The 20,782-nt window shown below is 65.4% G+C and carries 25 protein-coding genes; 15 read left to right on the plus strand and 10 right to left on the minus strand.

The annotated features are described in order from the left end of the window. Nucleotides 1-44 precede the first annotated feature (44 nt). Together pth and QFZ54_RS09695 are read left to right on the plus strand one after the other, a co-directional pair. On the plus strand, nucleotides 45-614 hold the full coding sequence (gene pth / locus QFZ54_RS09690; RefSeq protein ID WP_307086712.1) for an aminoacyl-tRNA hydrolase: 570 nt from the start codon (nucleotides 45-47) through the stop codon (nucleotides 612-614). Then, on the plus strand, nucleotides 611-1,216 hold the full coding sequence (locus QFZ54_RS09695) for a TIGR02466 family protein (protein WP_307086714.1): 606 nt from the start codon (nucleotides 611-613) through the stop codon (nucleotides 1,214-1,216). The genes pth and QFZ54_RS09695 overlap by 4 nt, the downstream gene beginning before the upstream one ends. Nucleotides 1,217-1,457: 241 nt before the next feature. Here the strand turns inward: QFZ54_RS09695 and QFZ54_RS09700 are convergent, their stop codons facing one another. Beyond that, nucleotides 1,458-2,522, minus strand: coding sequence for an NAD(P)-dependent alcohol dehydrogenase (locus QFZ54_RS09700; protein ID WP_307086716.1), 1,065 nt, complete (start codon nucleotides 2,520-2,522; stop codon nucleotides 1,458-1,460). 360 nt (nucleotides 2,523-2,882) lie between these two features. Here QFZ54_RS09700 and ychF point away from each other — a divergent pair, with 360 nt between their 5' ends. Next, a complete protein-coding gene (gene ychF / locus QFZ54_RS09705; RefSeq protein WP_187505160.1) occupies nucleotides 2,883-3,980 on the plus strand; it encodes a redox-regulated ATPase YchF in 1,098 nt (365 codons plus the stop codon). Nucleotides 3,981-3,998: 18 nt separating this feature from the next. On the opposite strand, the gene QFZ54_RS09710 is transcribed toward ychF, so the two are convergent. Continuing rightward, nucleotides 3,999-4,400, minus strand: coding sequence for an excalibur calcium-binding domain-containing protein (locus tag QFZ54_RS09710; protein WP_307086719.1), 402 nt, complete (start codon nucleotides 4,398-4,400; stop codon nucleotides 3,999-4,001). A gap of 185 nt (nucleotides 4,401-4,585) precedes the next feature. On the opposite strand from QFZ54_RS09710, the gene QFZ54_RS09715 reads away from it, so the two are divergent. Beyond that, complete coding sequence (locus tag QFZ54_RS09715; RefSeq protein ID WP_307086721.1) at nucleotides 4,586-5,098, plus strand: hypothetical protein; 513 nt, start codon at nucleotides 4,586-4,588, stop codon at nucleotides 5,096-5,098. Nucleotides 5,099-5,236: 138 nt separating this feature from the next. Here QFZ54_RS09715 and QFZ54_RS09720 read toward each other — a convergent pair whose 3' ends face one another. Beyond that, nucleotides 5,237-5,476: a hypothetical protein gene (locus QFZ54_RS09720; protein ID WP_307086723.1), complete on the minus strand. Its 240-nt coding sequence runs from the start codon at nucleotides 5,474-5,476 to the stop codon at nucleotides 5,237-5,239. Nucleotides 5,477-5,706: 230 nt separating this feature from the next. Here QFZ54_RS09720 and QFZ54_RS09725 point away from each other — a divergent pair, with 230 nt between their 5' ends. The 5 genes from QFZ54_RS09725 to QFZ54_RS09745 all read left to right on the plus strand — a co-directional run bounded on the left by QFZ54_RS09725 (nucleotide 5,707) and on the right by QFZ54_RS09745 (nucleotide 9,559). Next, nucleotides 5,707-5,952 (plus strand): hypothetical protein, encoded by a 246-nt coding sequence (locus QFZ54_RS09725; protein ID WP_307086725.1) that lies wholly within the window; start codon nucleotides 5,707-5,709, stop codon nucleotides 5,950-5,952. A gap of 51 nt (nucleotides 5,953-6,003) precedes the next feature. Beyond that, nucleotides 6,004-7,059 carry a hypothetical protein gene (locus QFZ54_RS09730; RefSeq protein ID WP_307086727.1) on the plus strand — a complete coding sequence of 352 codons (1,056 nt, stop codon included), beginning with the start codon at nucleotides 6,004-6,006 and terminating at the stop codon, nucleotides 7,057-7,059. Beyond that, entirely contained in the window at nucleotides 6,998-7,600 is a 603-nt protein-coding gene (locus QFZ54_RS09735; protein ID WP_307086730.1) for a hypothetical protein, read from the plus strand. The genes QFZ54_RS09730 and QFZ54_RS09735 overlap by 62 nt, the downstream gene beginning before the upstream one ends. Before the next feature lie 178 nt (nucleotides 7,601-7,778). After that, the gene (locus QFZ54_RS09740) at nucleotides 7,779-9,083 is read left to right on the plus strand and encodes an alkaline phosphatase family protein (protein ID WP_307086732.1); all 1,305 of its coding nucleotides are present in this window, start codon (nucleotides 7,779-7,781) and stop codon (nucleotides 9,081-9,083) included. A 14-nt stretch (nucleotides 9,084-9,097) separates the two neighbouring features. Beyond that, the gene (locus tag QFZ54_RS09745) at nucleotides 9,098-9,559 is read left to right on the plus strand and encodes a MaoC family dehydratase (protein WP_307086733.1); all 462 of its coding nucleotides are present in this window, start codon (nucleotides 9,098-9,100) and stop codon (nucleotides 9,557-9,559) included. Between the two features lie 283 nt (nucleotides 9,560-9,842). On the opposite strand, the gene QFZ54_RS09750 is transcribed toward QFZ54_RS09745, so the two are convergent. The 5 genes from QFZ54_RS09750 to petA form a co-directional block, all read right to left on the minus strand. Continuing rightward, nucleotides 9,843-10,487: a hypothetical protein gene (locus tag QFZ54_RS09750; RefSeq protein ID WP_307086735.1), complete on the minus strand. Its 645-nt coding sequence runs from the start codon at nucleotides 10,485-10,487 to the stop codon at nucleotides 9,843-9,845. Between the two features lie 467 nt (nucleotides 10,488-10,954). Further along, nucleotides 10,955-11,503: an adenine phosphoribosyltransferase gene (locus QFZ54_RS09755; RefSeq protein ID WP_307086737.1), complete on the minus strand. Its 549-nt coding sequence runs from the start codon at nucleotides 11,501-11,503 to the stop codon at nucleotides 10,955-10,957. Nucleotides 11,504-11,651: 148 nt separating this feature from the next. Beyond that, the gene (locus QFZ54_RS09760; protein ID WP_307086738.1) at nucleotides 11,652-12,494 is read right to left on the minus strand and encodes a cytochrome c1; all 843 of its coding nucleotides are present in this window, start codon (nucleotides 12,492-12,494) and stop codon (nucleotides 11,652-11,654) included. 21 nt (nucleotides 12,495-12,515) lie between these two features. Continuing rightward, nucleotides 12,516-13,826: a cytochrome b gene (locus tag QFZ54_RS09765; RefSeq protein WP_307086740.1), complete on the minus strand. Its 1,311-nt coding sequence runs from the start codon at nucleotides 13,824-13,826 to the stop codon at nucleotides 12,516-12,518. Between the two features lie 10 nt (nucleotides 13,827-13,836). Further along, a complete protein-coding gene (gene petA / locus QFZ54_RS09770) occupies nucleotides 13,837-14,403 on the minus strand; it encodes a ubiquinol-cytochrome c reductase iron-sulfur subunit (protein WP_131584587.1) in 567 nt (188 codons plus the stop codon). A 203-nt stretch (nucleotides 14,404-14,606) separates the two neighbouring features. On the opposite strand from petA, the gene QFZ54_RS09775 reads away from it, so the two are divergent. The 3 genes from QFZ54_RS09775 (at nucleotide 14,607) to QFZ54_RS09785 (ending at nucleotide 16,668) form a co-directional block, all read left to right on the plus strand. Then, on the plus strand, nucleotides 14,607-15,056 hold the full coding sequence (locus QFZ54_RS09775) for a tRNA (cytidine(34)-2'-O)-methyltransferase (RefSeq protein ID WP_307086743.1): 450 nt from the start codon (nucleotides 14,607-14,609) through the stop codon (nucleotides 15,054-15,056). A gap of 171 nt (nucleotides 15,057-15,227) precedes the next feature. Continuing rightward, nucleotides 15,228-16,070 (plus strand): oxygen-dependent coproporphyrinogen oxidase, encoded by an 843-nt coding sequence (gene hemF / locus QFZ54_RS09780; protein WP_307086747.1) that lies wholly within the window; start codon nucleotides 15,228-15,230, stop codon nucleotides 16,068-16,070. 4 nt (nucleotides 16,071-16,074) lie between these two features. Then, nucleotides 16,075-16,668, plus strand: a complete 594-nt coding sequence (locus tag QFZ54_RS09785; protein ID WP_307086748.1) for a GNAT family N-acetyltransferase — start codon at nucleotides 16,075-16,077, stop codon at nucleotides 16,666-16,668. A 369-nt stretch (nucleotides 16,669-17,037) separates the two neighbouring features. Here QFZ54_RS09785 and QFZ54_RS09790 read toward each other — a convergent pair whose 3' ends face one another. Beyond that, on the minus strand, nucleotides 17,038-17,778 hold the full coding sequence (locus QFZ54_RS09790; RefSeq protein ID WP_307086749.1) for a hypothetical protein: 741 nt from the start codon (nucleotides 17,776-17,778) through the stop codon (nucleotides 17,038-17,040). After that, nucleotides 17,775-18,638: a hypothetical protein gene (locus QFZ54_RS09795; protein ID WP_307086750.1), complete on the minus strand. Its 864-nt coding sequence runs from the start codon at nucleotides 18,636-18,638 to the stop codon at nucleotides 17,775-17,777. The genes QFZ54_RS09790 and QFZ54_RS09795 overlap by 4 nt, the downstream gene beginning before the upstream one ends. Nucleotides 18,639-18,756: 118 nt before the next feature. Between QFZ54_RS09795 and lipB the strand changes: the two genes are divergently transcribed. The 3 genes from lipB (at nucleotide 18,757) to QFZ54_RS09810 (ending at nucleotide 20,773) form a co-directional block, all read left to right on the plus strand. Next, entirely contained in the window at nucleotides 18,757-19,410 is a 654-nt protein-coding gene (lipB, locus tag QFZ54_RS09800; RefSeq protein WP_307086751.1) for a lipoyl(octanoyl) transferase LipB, read from the plus strand. 103 nt (nucleotides 19,411-19,513) lie between these two features. Continuing rightward, nucleotides 19,514-19,780: a hypothetical protein gene (locus QFZ54_RS09805; RefSeq protein ID WP_128455324.1), complete on the plus strand. Its 267-nt coding sequence runs from the start codon at nucleotides 19,514-19,516 to the stop codon at nucleotides 19,778-19,780. A gap of 282 nt (nucleotides 19,781-20,062) precedes the next feature. Continuing rightward, a complete protein-coding gene (locus QFZ54_RS09810; protein WP_307086753.1) occupies nucleotides 20,063-20,773 on the plus strand; it encodes a hypothetical protein in 711 nt (236 codons plus the stop codon). Nucleotides 20,774-20,782: the final 9 nt, after the last annotated feature.

Genomic DNA, 20,782 nt, shown 5'->3' on the forward strand with positions numbered 1-20,782 from the left:
CGGTTAGGGGCGTGGGGCAGCGATCACTTCCAGGAGAATACCACGTGCAGATCTGGGCGGGACTCGGCAATCCGGGGGCGCAATATGCGATGCACCGGCACAATGTCGGGTTCATGGTCGCCGACGCGATCGCCGAGGTGCATGGCTTCGGCGCGGTCAAGAAGCAGTTCCAGGGATGGACGCAGGAGGGGCGGATCGGCTCGACCAAGATCCTGCTGTTGAAGCCCGCGACCTTCATGAACGAGAACGGTCGCGCGATCGGCGAGGCGCTGCGGTTCTACAAGCTGGGCGTCGAGGCACTGACGGTGTTCCACGACGAACTCGACATCGCGCCGTTCCGCGTGAAGGTGAAGACCGGCGGCGGGACCGCGGGACATAATGGCTTGCGCTCGACCGACCAGCATCTTGGGCCGGAGTTTCGGCGCGTGCGGCTGGGGATCGGGCATCCGGGGCACAAGGATCGCGTGACCGGCTATGTGCTCGGCAATTACGCGAAGGCCGAGATCGAGCCGTTGAGCGACATGCTCGGCGCGGTCGCGGCGGAAGCGAAGTGGCTGGCGGAGGGCGACGACGTCCGCTTCATGAACGATGTCGCGTTGAGGATGCAGATATGACCACCCGATCCTTGTTTGCCACGCGGTTCTACGAGGCCGATCTCGGGGACGATGATCTGGTCGAGGAACTGGAGGATGCCGCGCTCGAACTGGCGAAGGCCGATCGCGCGGGTGTCGCGTGGTCGAAGGCGCACGGGTATCGCGGGTACACGTCGTATGCGTCGCTGAACGACCTGCCGCTGCGCGATCCGCGGTTCGGGGATCTGGTGCGATTGCTGAACAAGCATGTCGCGCAGTTCGCTAAGGACTGTGCGTTCGATCTGGGTGGGCGGAAGTTGAAGCTCGACAGCTTCTGGGTGAACGTCCTGAAGCCGGGCGGCGCGCATTCCGGGCATATTCATCCGCATAGCGTCGTGTCGGGGACGATGTACGTGGCGATTCCCGAGGGGGCTGGGGCACTGAAGCTGGAGGATCCGCGGTTGCCTATGATGATGGCGGCGCCGACTCGGCTGGAGGATGCGCCGGAGGATCTGCGGACGTTCGTTTATGCCGAGCCTAAGCCGGGGAGTGTGTTTTTGTGGGAGAGCTGGCTTAGGCATGAGGTCGTGCCGAATGCGGCCAAGGGCGAGCGGATCAGTATCAGTTTTAATTATCGGTGGTGAGCGGGGTGCCGCTCGCCGCTACCTCGTCATCCTGACGAAAGTCAGGACCCAGGGTTACGAACCCCCGCGCTTTTGGCTCTGGGTCCTGACTTTCGTCAGGATGACGAGGTGGTGTTTTCCTGCGGACGCTGGAACCCAGGGTTACATAGTGCGACGTTCCTGACCCTGGGCTCCTGCGTTCGCAGGAGAACGGCGTTCTATCGAAAGGGGGCGGCAGTCTGTTAGCCCCGCCCCCGCCCGGTTACGCCGTCTTCATCGACGCCATGTCGATGACGAAGCGGTACTTCACGTCGCTCTTCACCATGCGCTCGTAGGACGGTTCGATCTCGTCCATGCGGATCATCTCGATGTCCGACACCAGGCCGTGCTCGTTACAGAAATCGAGCATCTCCTGCGTCTCGGCGATGCCGCCGATCAGCGAGCCGGCGATCGCGCGGCGCTTGAAGATGAGGGCGCCGACCGACGGCGACGGATGCGCGTGCTCGGGGACGCCGACCAGCGTCATCGTGCCGTCGCGCTTCAGCAGCGCGGTGAACGTGTCGAGGTTGTGGCTCGCCGCGACGGTGTTCAGGATGAAGTCGAAGCTGTTGGCGTGCTCGGCCATCGCGGCTTCGTCCTTCGAGACGATCAGGTCCTTGGCGCCGAGACGCTTGGCGTCGTCGCGCTTGTTGGGCGAGGTCGAGAAGACGTAGACCTCGGCGCCCATCGCGTTGGCGATCTTGACGCCCATGTGGCCGAGACCGCCCAAGCCGACGATGCCGACCTTCTGGCCGGGGCCGACCTTCCAATGCTTCAGCGGCGAGTAGGTGGTGATGCCGGCGCACAGCAGCGGCGCGACCGCGGCGAGGTCGGCTTCGGGATGCGACACCTTCAGCACGAAGCCCTCGTCGACGACGATCTTGTCCGAATAGCCGCCGAAGGTGTGGCCGCCGAGTACGGGATCGGGGCCGTTATACGTGCCGACGAAACCGGTGGTCTCGCAATATTGCTCCTCGCCGTCCTTGCACGATGCGCAGTGGCCGCAGCTGTCGACCATGCAGCCGACGCCGACGACGTCGCCGACCTTGAATTTGGTGACGTCGCTGCCGACCGCGGTGACGTGGCCGACGATCTCGTGGCCGGGGACGCAGGGGTAGAGCGTGCCTTCCCATTCGCCCTTGGCGGTGTGGAGGTCGGAATGGCAGACGCCGCAGAAAGCGATGTCGATCGCGACGTCGGTCTTGCCGGGCTCGCGGCGCTCGAAGCTGAAGGGGGCGAGCGGGGTTTCGGGGGATTGCGCGGCGTAGCCGTGAGCGGTCGTGGTCATGAAGTTCCTGATCTATCTCAAGCTGGGCTCGGGATATAAGCGTCGACCATATGATAACTACCGGTCGGTATGTTTATTTTGCTGCGCTGCGGCAATCGAGTGGGTCGATTAGGGGGCAGTGTGTTCCGTGATGCGTTGAGCTTCTCCCCTCCCTGGAAGGGAGGGGTCGGGGGTGGGTCGGTTTCCGGATCGTGGAACGATTGCGGCCAAAGTTGGCCTACCCACCCCCAGCCCCTCCCTTTCAGGGAGGGGGGCAGGATGAACTCGTTCCTTGCGCGCGGCCTCCGCTGGCCTTCCGCCCCGCCCTGCCCTAAAGCGCGGCCACATTCTTACACCCCAATCTCAAACTAAAGGCATATCATGGGTTTTCGCTGCGGCATCGTGGGGCTGCCGAACGTCGGCAAGTCCACTCTCTTCAACGCGCTGACCGAGACGGCCGCGGCGCAGGCGGCGAACTATCCGTTCTGCACGATCGAGCCGAACGTCGGTAACGTCGGCGTGCCCGACAAGCGGCTCGACGCGCTGGCGAAGATCGCCGGATCGCAGAAGATCATCGAGACGCAATTGGGCTTCGTCGACATCGCCGGTCTGGTGCGCGGCGCGTCGAAGGGCGAAGGGCTCGGCAACCAGTTTCTCGGCAACATCCGCGAGGTCGACGCGATCGTCCATGTGCTGCGCTGCTTCGAGAATGGCGACGTGACGCATGTCGACAACAAGGTCGATCCGATCGCCGACGCCGAGACGGTCGACACCGAGCTGATGCTGAGCGATCTCGAAAGCCTCGAGAAGCGCGTGCCGAACCTCGCCAAGAAGGGCATGCAGGGCGACAAGGAAGCCAAGATTGGCGCCGCCGTGCTCGGCCAGGCGCTCGAATTGCTCCGCGAAGGCAAGCCCGCGCGGCTGACCGTGCCGAAGGACGAGGACGAGGCGCGGGTGTTCGCGCAGGCGCAGTTGCTGACCGCCAAGCCCGTCCTGTACGTGTGCAACGTCGACGAGGGCGATGCGGCGAACGGCAATGCGTTGTCGGCGCGGGTGTTCGAGAAGGCGAAGGCCGAAGGCGCGGAAGCCGTCGTGGTGTCGGCCGCGATCGAGGCGGAAATCGCGACGATGCCGGCCGAGGATCGCGGCGAGTTTCTCGGCGAACTGGGGCTGGAAGAGACCGGTCTCGCGCGCGTCATCACCGCCGGGTACAAGCTGCTGCACCTGCTGACGTTCTTCACGGTCGGCCCTAAGGAGGCACGTGCCTGGACCGTCCACGAGGGCGCGACCGCACCGCAGGCGGCGGGCGAGATCCACGGCGATTTCGAAAAGGGCTTCATCCGCGCCGAGACGATCGCGTTCGACGACTTCATCGCGCTGGGTGGGGAATCGAAAGCGCGCGAGGCGGGCAAGCTGCGCGCGGAGGGCAAGGCGTACGTCGTGCAGGACGGCGACGTGATGCACTTCCTGCATAGCTGAGGGTTTGGCGGCGGCGGCTCAGCGATAGTCCTCGCAGGCTATGCCGTCGCCGTCGCCGTCCATGCCTTCGCGGTAGCCCGGCTGGCCGCGGGAGAGCGGTGCGGCGCCCGCCGCGCGTACTTCGCGACATCCGCTGTAGAAGACCGCGCTTTCCGACGGGGCGCTGGTTGAATGGCGGGCCGGGGGCGATGATGCATATGCTGACCGAACGACGTTGTAGGGCTCGGCTTCGGATGCTGGTCGGGCGGGCGCGATGACATGACGCCGCAGTGCCGGCGGCGCGGTAACCGGCGTATCGGGCACCGCCTTGGTATCGACGATCGCCGGGGCTGCAGTCGGCTGCGGCTCGGTGGCTTTCCAGACCCCGGCAAACATCAGTGTCGAGGCGATCGCCGTGACCGCGATAAAGGAGCGCTCCATGGCGCTGTTATATGTGCGTAGTGGTTGACGAAGACTTATCGGTGGGTTGCTGGCTTGGGAGCCGGGAAGGCAAAGGCGCGACGTCTGCTATAAGAAAAAGTCCCCGCTCCGACACTTAAGGCATAACCTATGCGCGGATCGTTGCTACCCCCGACCGGCGAGCGGCGAAATTTGAGGAGCGTGTGATGCGTCATACTTTGTCGGCGGCGATTGGAGTTGCCGTCTTGAGTTCTGCCTCAGGCTCCGCGAGCCCTGTCCAAGGTGTGGTTTCAGGCATCTATGAACTGGACAACGCGCGGAGTGACAACGCTTTTAAGGTTATCGACAGCGCTACCGCCAACATTCCCGACGACAAGCGCCCTCGCATTCGGATGAGGCTCCGCAAGTCCATTGCGGTAAATAGAATTAGAATTTCCACCGCAGGACGTCGAGTCGGGATCGCGTATGATGCCAAAACACCTATCGTAGTTTGGTTAGGCGAAGAGCCGATCAAGTGGACGCTCATCCCAGAACTTGTTTTCGATGTATCGGTAAAAGCTGATGGTGGAACCGTCGCTCTAACATTCCTTGGCGAATACGGCGAGCGGACGTCAAAATATCATAGTGTCGGCCAGGACTTGGTCGAGAATACCACCATCGTCAACCCGCTGTTCTCTACGCCGATTGTCTATAATCAGGTGTACAGCAAAATTAACTGACAGGATCTACGAGAAACCTTCTGCTGAGAGGCGGTTGAACGGTCTTTGTTCCGAAGATGCGGGTGCCGGTCAGGGTGATCTGTCTAGCGTCTGCTTTCCGGCTCGCTACGACTATGAACGAACGGCAGCAATTGGGCGCTAAGCGTCGGTCTTGGTATGATCGGGCAATGCCAGTGGTCGTCTTGCTGCCTTGCGACCTGCGGCGGCGACTATGACGGCGCTGGACAGGAGGATGCCGGATACGAGCGCGCCTACCGACAGCAGGCCGGCGGTGGTGACCGAGGCGTCGAAGGTGGTGCGCTTGCCGATCCGGATCGAGACTTTGGCGGCGGGGGTGCTTGGGGTCTTGGTGCGTTCTGGGTGCGTTGGGGTCTTCATGGGTCGAGGCTGAACCTTTCGCGGCTTGCGGGCAAGGCTGCGGGTTGGCGCTGTGTGGGCTTTGGCGAGGTCGGTGGAGACTGCGTGGTTGTGGCGGGTCGTGTGGCGGGGTAAACCGGGGCATGCTCGCGCGCCTGATCCTGGCTTTGCTCCTTGCTGCGTTTGCGTTTCCTGCGGTGGCGCCGGCAGCGTGTCATGACGCGTCTGCTCCGCGGGGGTCTGGCGTCGTGATGGATATGGCCGCGATGGGCGGGACGCATGAGGCTATGTCGGATCATGGGCCGGATCACGAGGCGCCCGATCGGAAGGCTACCGCGCTGCATGGGTGTATCGGGTGCGTGCCGCCTTCGAACTGGAATGGCGCCCGCGTTCTGGGCGTGGCGTTGCGGGAGCCGGCCGTGGTGACCGGGCGGGTGGCGGTGCTGGATCTTGGGGCTGGCGGCGCGCCGGCTTTGCGGCCTCCGCGAGAGGCTTGATCTCCGGGTGCTGATGCGCCCCGATTTTCAGGCTTTTCCAAGGATATACTGATGAAACGATATAGGTTTCTCGCGGCTGATGCCGCGGGGGCGAGGTTGCTCGCGGCTGGTGCCGTGAGGGCGATGCTGCTTGCGGGTGGTGTCGTGGGGGCGGTGTGGCCGGTTGCTGCGGTGGCGCAACATTCCATGCCCATGCCGGGCATGACGATGCCGGATGCGGCTCCCGAGAAGACGGTGGAGAGGGTTGAGTCGCGGCCGGTGGCTCGTCCGCCGCAGTCTGGGGGGGCTGTCGATCATTCGACGATGGATCATTCGGCGATGGGGCACCCAGCTCCGGCCGCGCCGTCTGCGATGCCGGACGCCATGCCAGGGATGGATCATGCGCAGATGGACCACGGGGCGATGGGGCACGCGATGATCGTGGACCCGGCCTATCGCGCGGCGTCCGATGCGGCGGTGGCGAGGATGCCGGCGGGTTCGGCAATGGCCGGGATGGCGATGGGGACGTCCGCCGGCTTCTATAGCCAGGGTAGCGGGACGTCGCGGCTGCCGGCGGCCGAGGGGCCGATGCGTGGGTATATGGTTCAGGCGGGCGAGTGGATGCTGATGGCGCATGGCTATGCGTGGGGCGTCGCGACCGACCAGGGGGGACCGCGCGGCAAGAGCGAGGCGTTCGTGCAGTCGATGGCGATGCTGATGGCGGATCGCGATCTGGGTGACCGTTGGCATATCCAGCTGCGGGCGATGAACAGCCTCGAGCCGCTGATGGGTGCGCGGGGCTATACCAATCTGTTCGCGACCGGCGAGTTGGCGAACGACCGGCCGCTGGTCGATCGGCAGCATCCGCACGACCTGTTCATGGAGCTTGCCGCGAAGGTCGATTACCGGCTGGGGAACGGCAACACGCTGTTCCTGTATGGTGGGCCGGTCGGCGAACCGGCGCTGGGGCCGAGCGCGTTCATGCACCGGGGGTCGGCGCGGTATCAGCCGATGTCGCCGATCACGCATCACTGGTTCGAACTCGACGCATATCACGTACGGCGTGGTGACGGCGGGCTATGCGACGCCCGCGTTCCAGCTGGAAGCTTCGGCGTTCAAGGGACGTGAGCCGGACGAGCATCGCTGGGGGATCGAAGCGCCGCGGTTCGATTCGTGGAGCGTGCGCGGGACGTGGACGCCGTCGCCGTTCTGGGCTGTGCAGGTGAGCCATGGGCGGCTGAAGGAGCCCGAGGCGCAGCATCCGGGCGAGGACGAGAACCGCTCGACCGCGAGCGTGCAATATGCGCGGGGCGGGCTGGCGACGACGTTTGCGTATAGTCTGAAGGACCGGGTGCCGGGGGAGAAGCTGAGCGCGTTCCTGGCGGAGGCTACGTATGAGCTGACGCCGCGGCATGCGGTGTTTGGGCGGGTCGAGAACGTGGCGAACGACGAGCTTTTTCCGGATCACGACGATCCGCTGCATGATCGGAAGTTCCGGGTGACGAAGGCTGAGGTCGGGTATGCGTACCGGGTGCCGATCTTCGGGCCGTTGGGGTTGGCGCTGGGGGGGACTGTCGCGGCGTATGCGAAGCCGGCGGCGCTGGATGCGGCTTATGGAAAGACGCCGGTGAGTTGGACCTTGTTCAGCAAGTGGGCGGTGGGGTTGTAGGCTGCATAACAGCTGACAGCGCTCCTTGTTCTCCCGCGAAGGCGGGAGCCCAGTCTGGGTCCCCGCCTTCGCGGGGAAACAAGCGAGGGTAAGCTCGCCTCCGCACGGATCGCTTTCGTTCGCCGGTCGTGCCGAGTAGGGATCGCGCGACTTCGGCACCTGCTCGGGACGAACGGTTATGATGAAGACGACTGTGCTCGCATTTCTGGGGCTGGCGCTCGCCGGGTGTGCGTATCCGTATACGCCCCCTGCCCTTGCGCCGATTACTGAGCCGGCCCCCGCATCGACCGCAGCAGCTGCGATGCCGGGTGAGGCTCGGGCGCCGGTTACGATTCTCGTGTCGATCGATGGGTTTCGGCCGGATTATCTCGACCGCGGTGTCAGTCCGAACCTCAACCGGCTGCGCGCGGGCGGGGTGTTCGCGAGCATGCGGCCGTCGTTTCCCAGCGTCACCTTTCCCAACCACTGGACGCTGGTGACGGGGCTGCGCCCCGATCGCAGCGGGATCGTGGGCAACAAGATGGAGGATCCGGCGCGGCCGGGCGAGACGTTCACGATGGCGACCGACGATCCGTTCTGGTGGAGCGAGAGTTCGCCGATCTGGGTCGATGCGGAAAAGGCGGGGATCCGGACCGCGACGATGTTCTGGCCGGGCGCGAACGTCGCGGTTGGCGGCACGGTGAAGCCCGACAGCCACGGTGCGATCGAGGGCGGTACGCGGCCGGAGGACTGGCAGCAGTTCAACCAGCAGGTGTCGGGGACGCAGCGCGTCAACGCCGTGCTCGACTGGATGCGGCGGCCTGCCGAGATCCGACCGAAGCTGGTGACGCTGTATTTCGATACGGTCGACAGCGCGGGGCATGCGGGTGGGCCGGACAGCACGGGCGTGACCCAGGCGGTGGCGGATGTCGATGCCAGCATCGGCGCGCTGGTCGACGGGCTCGCCGCGCTGGGGCAGCCGGCGAACCTGGTGATCGTCGCGGACCACGGCATGGCGGCGACGAGCAGCACGCGCGTCGTCGCGCTCGATACGATCGCGGACAAGGCGGACTATCGCACCGTCGAGATGGGGCCGTACGCGACCCTGTTCGCGGTGCCGGGGCATGAGGCGGCGCTGGAAGCACGGTTGCTGAAGCCGCACGATCACCTGCAATGCTGGCGGAAAAGCGAGATTCCGGTGCGGTTCCATTATGGGCGCAATCCGCGGGTGCCGAGCTATCTGTGTCTCGCCGATGTCGGCTGGCGGGTGGATGCGAGTGCGCCGACCCGGGCTTCGGTCGGCGGGATGCACGGATACGACAACATGGCGCCGGAGATGCGTGCGCTGTTCATCGCCAACGGGCCGGCGTTCGTTCGCGGCAAGACGATCCCGAGCTTCGATAACGTCGCGATGGAGCCCTTGCTGCGCGACCTGATCGGGTTGCCGGCGGAGGCAGGGCTGGACGGCACCGCGGCGCCCTTCCAGAAGGTGATGCAACGATAAGAGGAGAGGTTCGCGTGCAGTATTTCGAGGATATCGAGGTCGGTCGGACCGCGTCGTTCGGCTCCTATGCCGTCACCCGTGCGGAGGTGACCGAGTTCGCCGCGAAATACGATCCGCAGCCGTTTCACCTGTCCGACGAGGCAGCGGCGCAGACGCATTTCGGGCGGTTGTCGGCGAGCGGCTGGCATACGTGCGCGATGACGATGGCGATGCTGGTGGCGCATCTGAGGGAGAACCGGCAGGCGGGGCTCGGGTCGCCGGGGATCGACGAGTTGAAGTGGGTGAAGCCGGTGTATCCGGGGGATACTCTACGCTGCGAGAGCGAGGTGCTGGAGAAGCGCGTGTCGGCGAGTCGGCCCGAGATGGGGATCTTCAAGAGTCGGATGCGGGTGTTCAACCAGGACGACGTCATGGTGATGACGTTCGTATCTAATGGGCTTGTCGCGACGCGCCCGACGGAAGCGCCGGCTGGCTGACTATGCGCGCCTCATGCGGTCTCGCTGCTGGTTGAGGTCGGCATGGTTCACGCAAAGGCGCAAAGGCGCAAAAACAGGAGAAGGTTTGTTCGCGCAGAGGCGCGGAGGCGCGGAGAGATTTTAGGATGGCAGAGTTGCTTGGTGAGCTTTGGCTAGTGAGAGGAGGTTACCCTCCTCTCGCCCGTCTAAAACTCTCCGCGGCTCTGCGGCTCCGCGGCTCCGCGCGAAACCTACCTTCTTCTCTTCGCGCCATTGCGCCTTCGCGTGAACCAATCTGCGCTAGTTACCTAGGCGTGCGACCGCCGCCCGGATTGCCGCCACGAAATCCGCGGTTGCCGCCGAAGCTGCGGCCCTGCGTTCCGCGATTCTGACGGTATTCGCGCCGATCCTGACGGGCATCGCCGCGATACTGCTGGCGCGCTTCGCGACGTTCGCCGCGGAACTGGTCCGGCGTGATCTGGCCGTTGCGGAGCTGGCCGCGATCCTGACGGCGGTCCTGGCGGAAATCGCGATTGGCTTCGCGACGATCCTGGCGATACTCGCGCGCCGCGGGATTGTTGCCGCGGGCGAAATTGCCCCAGTTGCCGTTGCCGCGGTAGTTGCCGCGACGACCCTGCCAATAGCGCTGCTGGTTGCCGTTCCAACGATAGGGGCGACGGTTGCGATCATAGACGTAGACGCCCGAGCCGGGATAATAATAGTCGCCGTTCCAGCCGTAGTACGAATTCAGGCCGCCATAGCCTGCGAACCCGTCATAGCCGCCGCCATACCCCGCGCCGTAATAGCCGCCGCCATACCCGCCACCGTAATAGGGGTCGCTCGCATAGCCGAGGCCAGCGCCGCCATAGCCGTAACCGTCGGTGCAGCCCGCGACGCCCAATCCGAGGCCCAGGGCTAGGCCGATAATGCCGAAGCGTTTCATAAACATGGAAAATCTCCCGTACGCGGAGGGCGGACACAACGCGCCGCCATTCGTCGCACAACGGAGACACTATGTCGCAAGTTCCATGAACGGGGTCTGACGGGATTTCGTACCGGGGGTGGGAATGGGGTTTTGGGTTCCGTGGGAGTTTGAAGGTACGGGACGCCCTTCCTTACTGTTCCCCCGCGTAGGCGGGGGTCCAGGGTACCGGAGCGCTACGGTACTTAGCTGGGCCCCCGCGTCCGCGGGGGAACGGTTTGGGGGAACGGTTTGGGTGGGCTGCTTCCTCCCCGGCAGAGGCCGGGGCCCAATTAGAATGGCTGAGGTAACGGCGGGGCGTCCTCCGTTGACGACGTTCCCCAATTGGGCCCCGGCCTTCGCCGGGGGGGGAGCTGTAGGTGGCGGCGTACGACTGCCTTACGGGCGGGACGCATGCGGTGGGGATTGGCGCACCGCCGGCTCGCGGCAGCCGATCAGTGGCCGGGGAAGTGGATCAGGGCTGAGGCTTCGATGCCGTCCGAGCGGAGCGCGTCGGCGCCGCCGAGTTCGGGGAGGTCGACCAGGAACTGGGCCTGGGTGACGATCGCGCCGGCTTTGTGGAGCAGGCGGACCGCAGCGCGGGCGGTGCCGCCGGTGGCGATCAGGTCGTCGACCAGCAGGACTCGTGCGCCGGGGGCGAAGGCGTCGGCGTGGATGGCGATGCGGTCCGTGCCATATTCGAGCGCATAGTCTTCGGCGATCGTGGCGCCGGGGAGTTTGCCGTCCTTGCGGATCAGCAGGACGCCGGCCTTGAGCGGCGCGGCGAGCGCTGCGGCGAAGAGGAAGCCGCGGGCTTCGATGCCGGCGACGAGGTCGACGGGGCCGGAAACCGCCGCGACCATGCGTTCGATCGCAGTCGCCCAGCCCTGCGGGTCGAGGAGCAGGGTCGTGATGTCGCGGAACTGGATGCCGGGCTTGGGGAAGTCCGGGATGGTGCGGATCAGGGCCTTGAGGTCGGCATTCTGCTCGGCGAAATCGGACATGGATCGTTCCCTTCGTTCCGCGCGACGGCGGCGGATGGGCCGAGACGCGACGCTGCACCCCGGCCGAAACGAAAGCGGCGGATCGGGCTCATCACCCGTCCGCCGCTCCCTCTATCCGTGCGCCCTTACCGCGGGAGCCCGGCCGCCATCAATGCTTAACGTCGCGCCAGACGTTCTGGTACGCGCCCCAGGCAAGGCCGCAGAAGATCAGGATGAAGATGATCGACGCGAACCCGGCGGCGTGGCGTGCCTCCAGATTGGGCTCGGCGGTCCAGGTCAGGAACGCGGAGACGTCGGTCGACATCTGGTCGATCGTCGGCTTGGTACCGTCCGCATAGGTCACCTGGCCGTTGGAGGTCAGCGGCGGCGGCATCGCGATGTTGAGGTTCGCGAAATACGGATTGTAGTGGAGGCCGGACGGAGTCTTGATGTCCGGGAATTCCTTCAGCAGCGCGGCTGGCTGTGTCGTGTAGCCGGTCAGCAGCGAGTGGACGTAGGCGGTGCCCTCCTCGCGTGCCTTGGTGATCAGCGAGAGATCGGGCGGCAGCGCGTTGTTGTTCGCGGCGCGGGCGGCGATCTCGTTCGCGAACGGCGACGGGAAGCGATCCGACGGGATGTTCTTGCGCGTTGCCGCTTCGCCGGTTTCCGGATTGATCGAGGGCTGCTCGATCACCCACTGGCTGGCGATCGCCTTAACCTCGGGCTCCGAATAGCCGATCTTCTGCAGGTCGCGGAACGACACGAGCCGCAGCGAGTGGCAGGCGGCGCAGACTTCCTTGTAGACCTGGAACCCGCGCTGGAGCTGGCGACGGTCGAACTTGCCGAACACGCCGTTGGAGGCGAGCTCCAGCTCCTTCGGATGCTTGTGCGCCACGCTTTCCGCGGTCGGCGCGACTGGGTCGGTGATGACCCCCGCCACGCTGCCGAAGAGCGCGATGCCGAGCACCAGCACGAAGGCCGCGCCGACCAGGGATGCGATGAGACGAACCATGTGTGTGTCCTCGAGTTCGTATCAGTGCGCGGCGTGCGGCGCGGACGCCGTCGACAGCGCTGTCTGGGCCGGGCTCGTGCCACCGTGATTGGCCAGGACGGCCTCGGTGATCGAGTTGGGCAACGGCCGCGGTCGCTCCGCGCGCGAGATCAGCGGCAGGATGATCAGGAAATGCGCGAAATAGTACGCCGCGCAGATCTGGCTCAGGATCACGTAGAACGCGTTCGCCGGGGCGCCGCCGCAATAGCCGAGCACCAGGATGTCGGCGACGAGGACCCAGAACGCGATCCGTGCCTTGGGCCGGTAGTTCATCGAACGGACCGGCGAGCTGTCCAGCCAGGGCAGGAAGAACAGCAGCAGGATCGAGCCGAACATCGCCAGCACGCCCCAGAGCTTGGCCGGCAGGATGAAGTCCGCGGTGAAGGCGCGCAGGATCGCGTAGAACGGCCAGAAATACCATTCGGGGACGATGTGCGCGGGCGTCGAAAGCGGGTTCGCCGGGATGTAGTTGTCCGGGTGGCCGAGATAATTCGGGAAGAAGAACAACAGGCTGGCGAAGATCAGCAGGAAGATGCCGAGCCCGAAGCCGTCCTTCGCCGTGTAGTAGGGGTGGAACGGGACGGTGTCCTGCTCGCCCTTCACGTCGACGCCGGTCGGGTTGTTCGAGCCGGGGATGTGCAGCGCCCAGATGTGCAGGATGATGACGCCCGCGATCACGAACGGCAGCAGGTAATGCAGCGAGAAAAAGCGGTTGAGCGCGGCGTTGTCGGGCGCGAATCCGCCCAGCAGCCAGATGCGGATGGTGTCGCCGACCAGCGGGATCGCCGAGAAGAACCCGGTGATGACCTGCGCACCCCAGAAGCTCATCTGGCCCCAAGGAAGCACGTAGCCCATGAACGCGGTCGCCATCATCAGCAGGAAGATGACCACGCCGAGCAGCCAGACCATCTCGCGCGGCGCCTTGTACGAGCCGTAATAGAGCCCGCGGAAGATGTGCGTGTAGACGACGATGAAGAACATCGAGGCGCCGTTCGCGTGCGCGTAGCGCAGGAACCAGCCCGCGTTGACGTCGCGCATGATGCTCTCGACCGAGTCGAACGCGACCGCGCCGTTGGCGGCGTAGTGCATTGCGAGCACGATGCCGGTGATGATCTGGATCGCGAGCGCGGCACCGGCGAGGACGCCGAAGTTCCAGAAGTAATTGAGGTTGCGCGGGACCGGATAACCGGCGCCGACTGCGTTGTAGACGAGCCGGGGAACGGGAAGCCGCTCATCCAGCCACCGCGTCAGCGGCAGCTTCGGTTCGTATTGCTTGGCCCAGGGAAAGCTCATGGTGTTTTCCTCAGCCTACCGTGACGACGGTGTCGGAATTGAAGGCATAGTCCGGCACGTGGAGGTTGGTCGGTGCGGGGCCTTTGCGGATGCGCGCGGCGGTGTCGTAAGCCGAACCGTGGCAGGGGCAGAAATAGCCGCCGAACGGACCCTTGTTCTCACCCTCGCCTGCGCCGAGCGGGACGCAGCCGAGATGCGTGCAGACGCCCAGCGTGATCAGCCAGTTCTTCTTGCCCGCCTTGGTGCGCTCCTCGAGCGTCTGCGGATCGCGCAGTGTCGAGATATCGACCGCGTCGGCTTCCGAGATTTCCTTCGGCGTCAGGTTGCGCACGAACAGCGGCTGCTTGCGGAACGAGGTCTTGATCGCCTGGCCGGGGAGGATCTTCGACAGGTCGATCTCGGTGGTCGACTGCGCGAGCACGTCGGCCGAGGGGTTCATCTGGTTGATCAGCGGCAGGACGATCGCGACCGCGCCCACGCCGGCGAACGAGACGGCTGCGATATTGATGAAATCACGGCGGCGAGGGTCATGGGCCTCTTCGTGAAACGGCTCTGGCGATTCGCCGGGAGGAACCATGTCGTCGACTGTCGCCATTCATCTCGCCCTTGCACGTTATTTTTTTCGTGGCCGACTGGGCTTTCGGTTTCGCGAAACCATATGCCCATTCCGCCCGACCGTCCCCACGGAGGCTGCGATCTGATAGACGGCGGGACGACGGTTTGCCAACTGCATTTTGCTTTGGGTTACCGCCGCGCCCTCGCTGCGCTAGGGGATCGGGCATGCGTATTGCCCTCTACCAACCCGATATCGCCGGAAATGTCGGCGCGATTTTGCGCACCGCGGCGTGCATGGGAATCGGCGTCGACCTGATCGAACCGATGGGATTCACCTGGAGCGACAAGGCCGTCGCGCGCTCCGGCATGGACTATGTCGGCGTGGTCGACGTGGTGCGGCATGTCGATTGGGACGCGTTCCTGGGACAGGTGACCGGGCGGATCGTGTTGCTGACGACGAAGGGCGCCGTGCGGCTGGATGTGGCCGCGTTTCGCGAGGACGACGTGTTGTTGATGGGGAGCGAGGGGGCTGGCGTGCCGGAGGAGGTGCATGCGCGGGCGGATATGCGGGTGCTGATCCCGATGCGGCCTGGGTTGCGGTCGATGAATATTTCGGTGGCGACGGGGATCGTTGCGGCGGAGGCGCTGCGGCAGACCGGGGGGTGGCCGGCCTGACCCTTCTGCTCCCCTCCCTGGAAGGGAGGGGTCGGGGGTGGGTCGGCCCGCTTCGGCCATTAGCGTTCGGATGTGCGGAAGCCGACCCACCCCCAGCCCCTCCCTTCCAGGGAGGGGGGCGAGACGCGTCGTGTCTTTCACGCGTCGCTTGCTGGCGGTAGAGACGCCCCCATGATCGAACTCGACCCCCAGCAAGCCGCCGCCCGAACCTGGTTCGAGTCCCTTCGCGATCGCATTTGTGCGGAGTTCGAGGCGATCGAGCGGGAGGCGGGATCGGACGCTGCGTTCCAATACACCCCGTGGAACCGAACCGATCCGTCGGGCGAGCCGGGCGGCGGCGGCGTGATGGGGGTGATGAAGGGCCGGGTGTTCGAGAAGGTCGGCGTCAACGTCTCGACCGTGGGCGGCACGTTCGAGGGCGAGTTCGCCAAGTCGATCCACGGCGCCGGCGAAGACCCGCGGTTCTTCGCGACCGGGATCAGCCTGGTCGCGCACATGGCCAACCCGCACATGCCGGCGGTGCACATGAACTGCCGCTTCCTCAATACGACCAAGCGCTGGTTCGGTGGCGGCGGCGATCTCAACCCGCCGCTGCCGATCGAGGAGGATACCGCCGACTTCCACGCGACGATGAAGGCCGCGTGCGACGCGCATGATCCGGCGCATTATCCGCGCTTCAAGGAATGGGCCGAGACCTATTTCTACATCCCGCACCGGAAAGTCAGTCGCGGCGCGGGCGGAATTTTCTTCGACCACCTGGATGGCGATTTCGAGACCAATTTCGCGTTCACGCGCGATGTCGGCGAGGCGTTTCTGGATGCGTATCCGCGGATCGTGCGGCGGCGGATGGATACGCCGTTCACTGCCGCCGACGAGGCACGGATGCTCGAATGGCGGGGGCGTTATGCCGAGTTCAACCTCGTCTATGATCGGGGCACCTTGTTCGGGTTGAAGACCGGCGGCAACATCGACGCGATCCTGATGAGCCTGCCGCCACGCGCGACGTGGTCGTGATCCGGTGGCGCTGATCCCGGTTGCCGACGACGTCCTCGCGACGATCGTCACGACGCTGGAGATGCGCAAGCGGCCGCCGTTGCGACCGAGCCCGGGGTCGCGGTTGCGGCTGGTGCGGTGGGAGCGGCCGGCGCTGGAGAAGTATCGCGCGCTGTTCCGGCGGGTGGGGAGCCCGTGGCTGTGGTTCTCTCGGCTGGTGATGGCGGACGATGCGCTGGCGGCGATCGTGCATGATCCGGGGATCGCGGTGTATGCGGTGCTCGATCCGACGGGGATCGAGGTGGGGATGCTCGAACTCGATTTCCGTGCGGCGGGCGCGTGCGAAATCTCATATTTCGGGTTGATCCCGGAGCTGGCGGGGCAAGGTCATGGGCGGTGGCTGATGGCGGAGGCTTGCGCGCGGGCCTGGGCGAAGGGGGTGGAGCGGGTCTGGCTGCATACCTGCACGCTCGATCATCCTAGTGCGCTGGGGTTCTATCGGGCGCAGGGGTTCGTGGCGGTGAAGCGGACTATCGAGACGTTTCCGGATCCTCGGGCGACGGGGGTGCTGCCGGAGGAGACTGCGCCGCAGATTCCGTATTTGGGGGAGCGGGGGTAGGTCGCAGCCGTTTCATCAACCGGGGGTCGTATGCGCCGACCTCGTCCACCTCCCCGGCGGAGGCCCGGTCCAATTGGGGGACGTTGCTGACTGAGCGGTGCGGCCGATTACTGCGACCTCTCTAATTGGGCCCCGGGCTCCGCCGGGGAGGTGCTTTTTCCGAGCGAACAGCACTAACGGCTTGAGTGCGCCTCAGGCTTGCTCGCTTCTATCGCGCTAAGCAGCCCTAGGCGGAAACGCTGGCAACTGCCCCAACCCCTCACCCCGACCCTCTCCCCGCAGGGGAGAGGGAGCAGGAGGTGGTGCCCCCCGCAGGCGGTGCGGAGGGAGCAACAGTCCTACTCGCTCGCCGGCTCCTGAGGCCCGCTCCTACCTCGCCAAGCGGCGGTAGGCGGAGATTGCTATCAGGGCCATCGCTATGCCGGCTGCCATCGCCGCCACTGCGGCACCGGCGTCGACGATCACGAGCGCGACCGGGTTGGCCTGCCCGCCGGCACGCAAGGCGCGGTCGGCCATCATGAACGGTGCGCCGACGAGCCAGCCGCTGATGTAGCTGAACGCAGCGAGCCCCATGAGCGGCAAGCCGGAACCGCGGCTGAGGCTGAAGCTGCGGCGGATCGCGCCCAGCGCGCCGAGCGGGGCTTCGGCGAACATCGCGGGGCCGGTCAGCATCGTCCGGCCGAGAATGTAGAGGCCGGGGATCGCGTACAGCAGCAGCCCTGCCCCCGCCGGCAGCGAGACGATCACCATCGCCAGCAGGAAGCGCGGGAAGATCCGCAGGCAGCGCGTCAGCGCCTGCCGCAGGTCGAGATGCTCGCGATCGAGATACAGCGCGTAGAACAGCGACGTGCCGAAGAAGCTCGTCACATAGGCGAGCAGGTACCAGCCGCCATGCGCCGCCGCCCAGGTCTGCACCGCATCGGCCCAGACGATCGCCTGCGCCTCGTTATTGCCGGCCGCGGCATCGGGCATCGGCGGATCGGGGACGACCAGCGCGAGCGCGAAGGCGGGCAGGAACAGGAACGGTGCGGCGATCCGCAGCAACAGGTCGCGGTCGCGTTTGAAGAGCGTCCAGGCGTCGGTGAGAACGGTCGCGAAATCGAGCTTCATGAGACGGCGTGTTTCTCTCTGGTGGCGACATAGAGCTGTGCGGTGAAGACTGCGGCGAGCGCGGTGAAGGCCGTGGTGACGACCGAGCCGGCAACCCCGGCAAGAAAGGCCGCCGTCGCGACGGAGTCTGCGCCTAGCACGAGACGGAAGACGATACCCGTGACGGACTGTGCGGCGCCGGTGGCGACCATCAGGACGATCAGGAACAGGATCATGACGCCGATGATCCGCCAGGTCATGCCCTTGGTAAGCTGGATCGAGCGACGGATCGCCCCGACGCCGAGACGTTCGTTGAGAATGACCGGGTTGAGCAGCACCAGTCGCGCGCCGATCCAGAGCAGGACGAGCAGATAGGCCAGCCCGTAGAGCGCGGTGAAGCTGGCGGCACCGACGCTGGGCGGCGTCATCCGTGCGCTCGATCCATTGGCGGCGGCGACGAAGTCGAAGCCGGACTGAACCAGCACGACGATCGGCGGCACCGCGAGCAGCAGCGCGACGATCGTCAGCAGTGCGGTGATGCCGAGCGCGGGCAATACGCGCGCGCCACCCCGGCGGCGCGCGGACGCGGCATCGACCGCCGGATCGGTGGCGATCGCGACGATCGCGAGTTGCGCCCAAATCATCGCGACGAGCGCGACGATCGTCAGGGCAACCCCGACCAGCATCGAAACCGGATTCGCACGCGACGAGAACGCGACGAATCCGTCCCGCACGACGGTTGGCAGCAGGATGCCGAGCACCGCGATCGACGCGATCATGCCGGTGCGCCCATTGAGCACCTCGATCGTGCGATCCCAGACAGTGCCCATCTTCACGCGTACGTTGCCTGTGCCCGCCTGTGCCATGTCCGCCTGTGCCATGCCCGTGCTCCCGCCATTCCCGTTCCTGCGCGAGGTAGCCCAAGCCCCTGCGCTTGACCACATGGTTGAAACGCGCGTCGCGGTTGCAAGTCGCGCCGGGGGTGCGCAAGTGGGATCGGTGACCACCCCCCTCCCCTCCGATATCGAATGGCGTACCAGCGCCGGCCTCACCCCCTATGCCGACGCGCTGGCGGAGATGGAGGCGCGCGCGGCGGCGGTCCGCGCCGGCGATGCGCGCGAGCTGCTGTGGATGCTCGAACATCCGCCGGTCTACACGGCGGGCACCAGCGCCGAGGCCGCCGACCTGATCGACGCCCGCTTTCCAGTGATCCCTACCGGCCGCGGCGGGAAATACACCTATCACGGGCCGGGGCAGCGGATCGGCTATGTCGTGCTCGACCTCACCAAGCGGGGCCGTGACGTGCGATGCTACGTCCACGCGCTCGAATCATGGGTCATCGCAGCACTCGGCGAACTGGGCGTCGAAGCGTTCGCGGTGGATGGCCGCGTCGGAATCTGGACACTCGACCGGGGTGTCGAAGCCAAGATCGGCGCGATCGGCGTGCGGGTCAGGCGCTGGGTGACGCTCCACGGCTTCTCGGTGAACGTCGACCCGGACCTGTCGCACTTCGGTGGTATCGTACCCTGCGGCCTGCCCGAATACGGCGTTACCAGCCTGCGATCGCTCGGCATTTCTGCCGATCTTGCAACTTTCGACGCGGCCCTTGCGTTGACGGCGAGCGCTTTCCTTGAAACTGTTTGTTGTCCTTGAGAAAACGAGGCTTGAGGGCAAAGCGTTATCGGATTAATGTCCACTACGATTTGGGTATTAAGGGCGAGCAGCCAGCCAAATCCTCTATCTAGGGAGCTTCCACATGCGTGCACTCATTTCCAAGGTCCTGACCGGTTCGCTGATCGCCAGCGCAGCACTTGCCGTTTCGGCTTGCGGTCCGAAGACCGAGACGACGACCGACAACACGATGGTCACCGACATGAACGCCACCGAGGGCATGGACACCATGACCGACAACATGACTGCCGTCGACGGCACGATGAACGGTGGCATGATGGCCAACGACACCATGATGGCGAACGACACGATGATGTCGAACGACACCATGATGACCAACAACGCAATGTAATCCCCTAGGAAACCACCCGTTCATTCGGGTGATTTCCGACAGGACTTACGTGACGTGAAGGGCCGTTCGGGCAACCGGGCGGCCCTTTGTCGTTCGGGTTCCCACGGACCGGACCTCGCATCTCAGCCGATCGTTACGGATGCGGCGAACGACGCTTGGCACCATGTAGAATGTTCCTTGCGAGCACGTGCGGGGCTGATCCCGGGAAAAGGTTAAAATCGCTTGGGAGTTTCTGCGAAACGCTTTAGATTCGTTTGCTTGGAATGCCCTGGGGAGGTTGGAATGAAGGTGTTGCGTACCGCGCTCGCGCTTTGCGTGGCGTCGAGCGGGCTCGCTGTCGCGCAGTCGGCGTCGGCGCAGTTCTTTTTGCAGTCGCGCGATTTTTCCGCCGCACCCGTCACCGGCGAGGAAGCGGACCTCGGCCAGCCCCTGCCCGGCGCGACGTCGGCGGAAATGCGTGCGGCCCTGGTGTGGCACATGCGCGCCGCGCTCAACGTCGCGGCGTTGCAGTGCCAGTTCGAACCGACCCTGCTGACGGTGCCGAACTATAACTCGATCCTGACGGACCATGGCGAGGAGTTGAAGGGGGCCTTCGACACGCTCACCAAATACTTCCTGCGCGTGAACAAGGCAGCGGGGGTCAGGGCCGGGCAGGCCGCGCTCGACCAGTTCGGTACGCGGACTTATTCGAGCTTCGCCACGGTCGCGGCGCAGTACGGTTTTTGCCAGACCGCAGGGTCGATCGGGCGCGACGCGGTATTCGCACCGCGCGGTCATTTCGCCGAAGTCGCGCTGGCCCGCTCGCGCGAGTTGCGGAACAGCCTGATCCCGTGGGGCGAGCAGCGCTTTCCGCGGTACATCGGCCGCGAACGGTCGGCCCCGACGATGATCCGCCTCGATCCGATCTGCTGGAACAAGAAGGGCGAATGGGTCGCGAAGAAGTGCGGCGCGCAGAACTGGCCACCGGCTGGTGTCGGGATAGCGACCCGCTGAGTGCGGGCG

It is taken from the genome of Sphingomonas faeni, assembly GCF_030817315.1.
GTDB lineage: Bacteria > Pseudomonadota > Alphaproteobacteria > Sphingomonadales > Sphingomonadaceae > Sphingomonas > Sphingomonas faeni_C.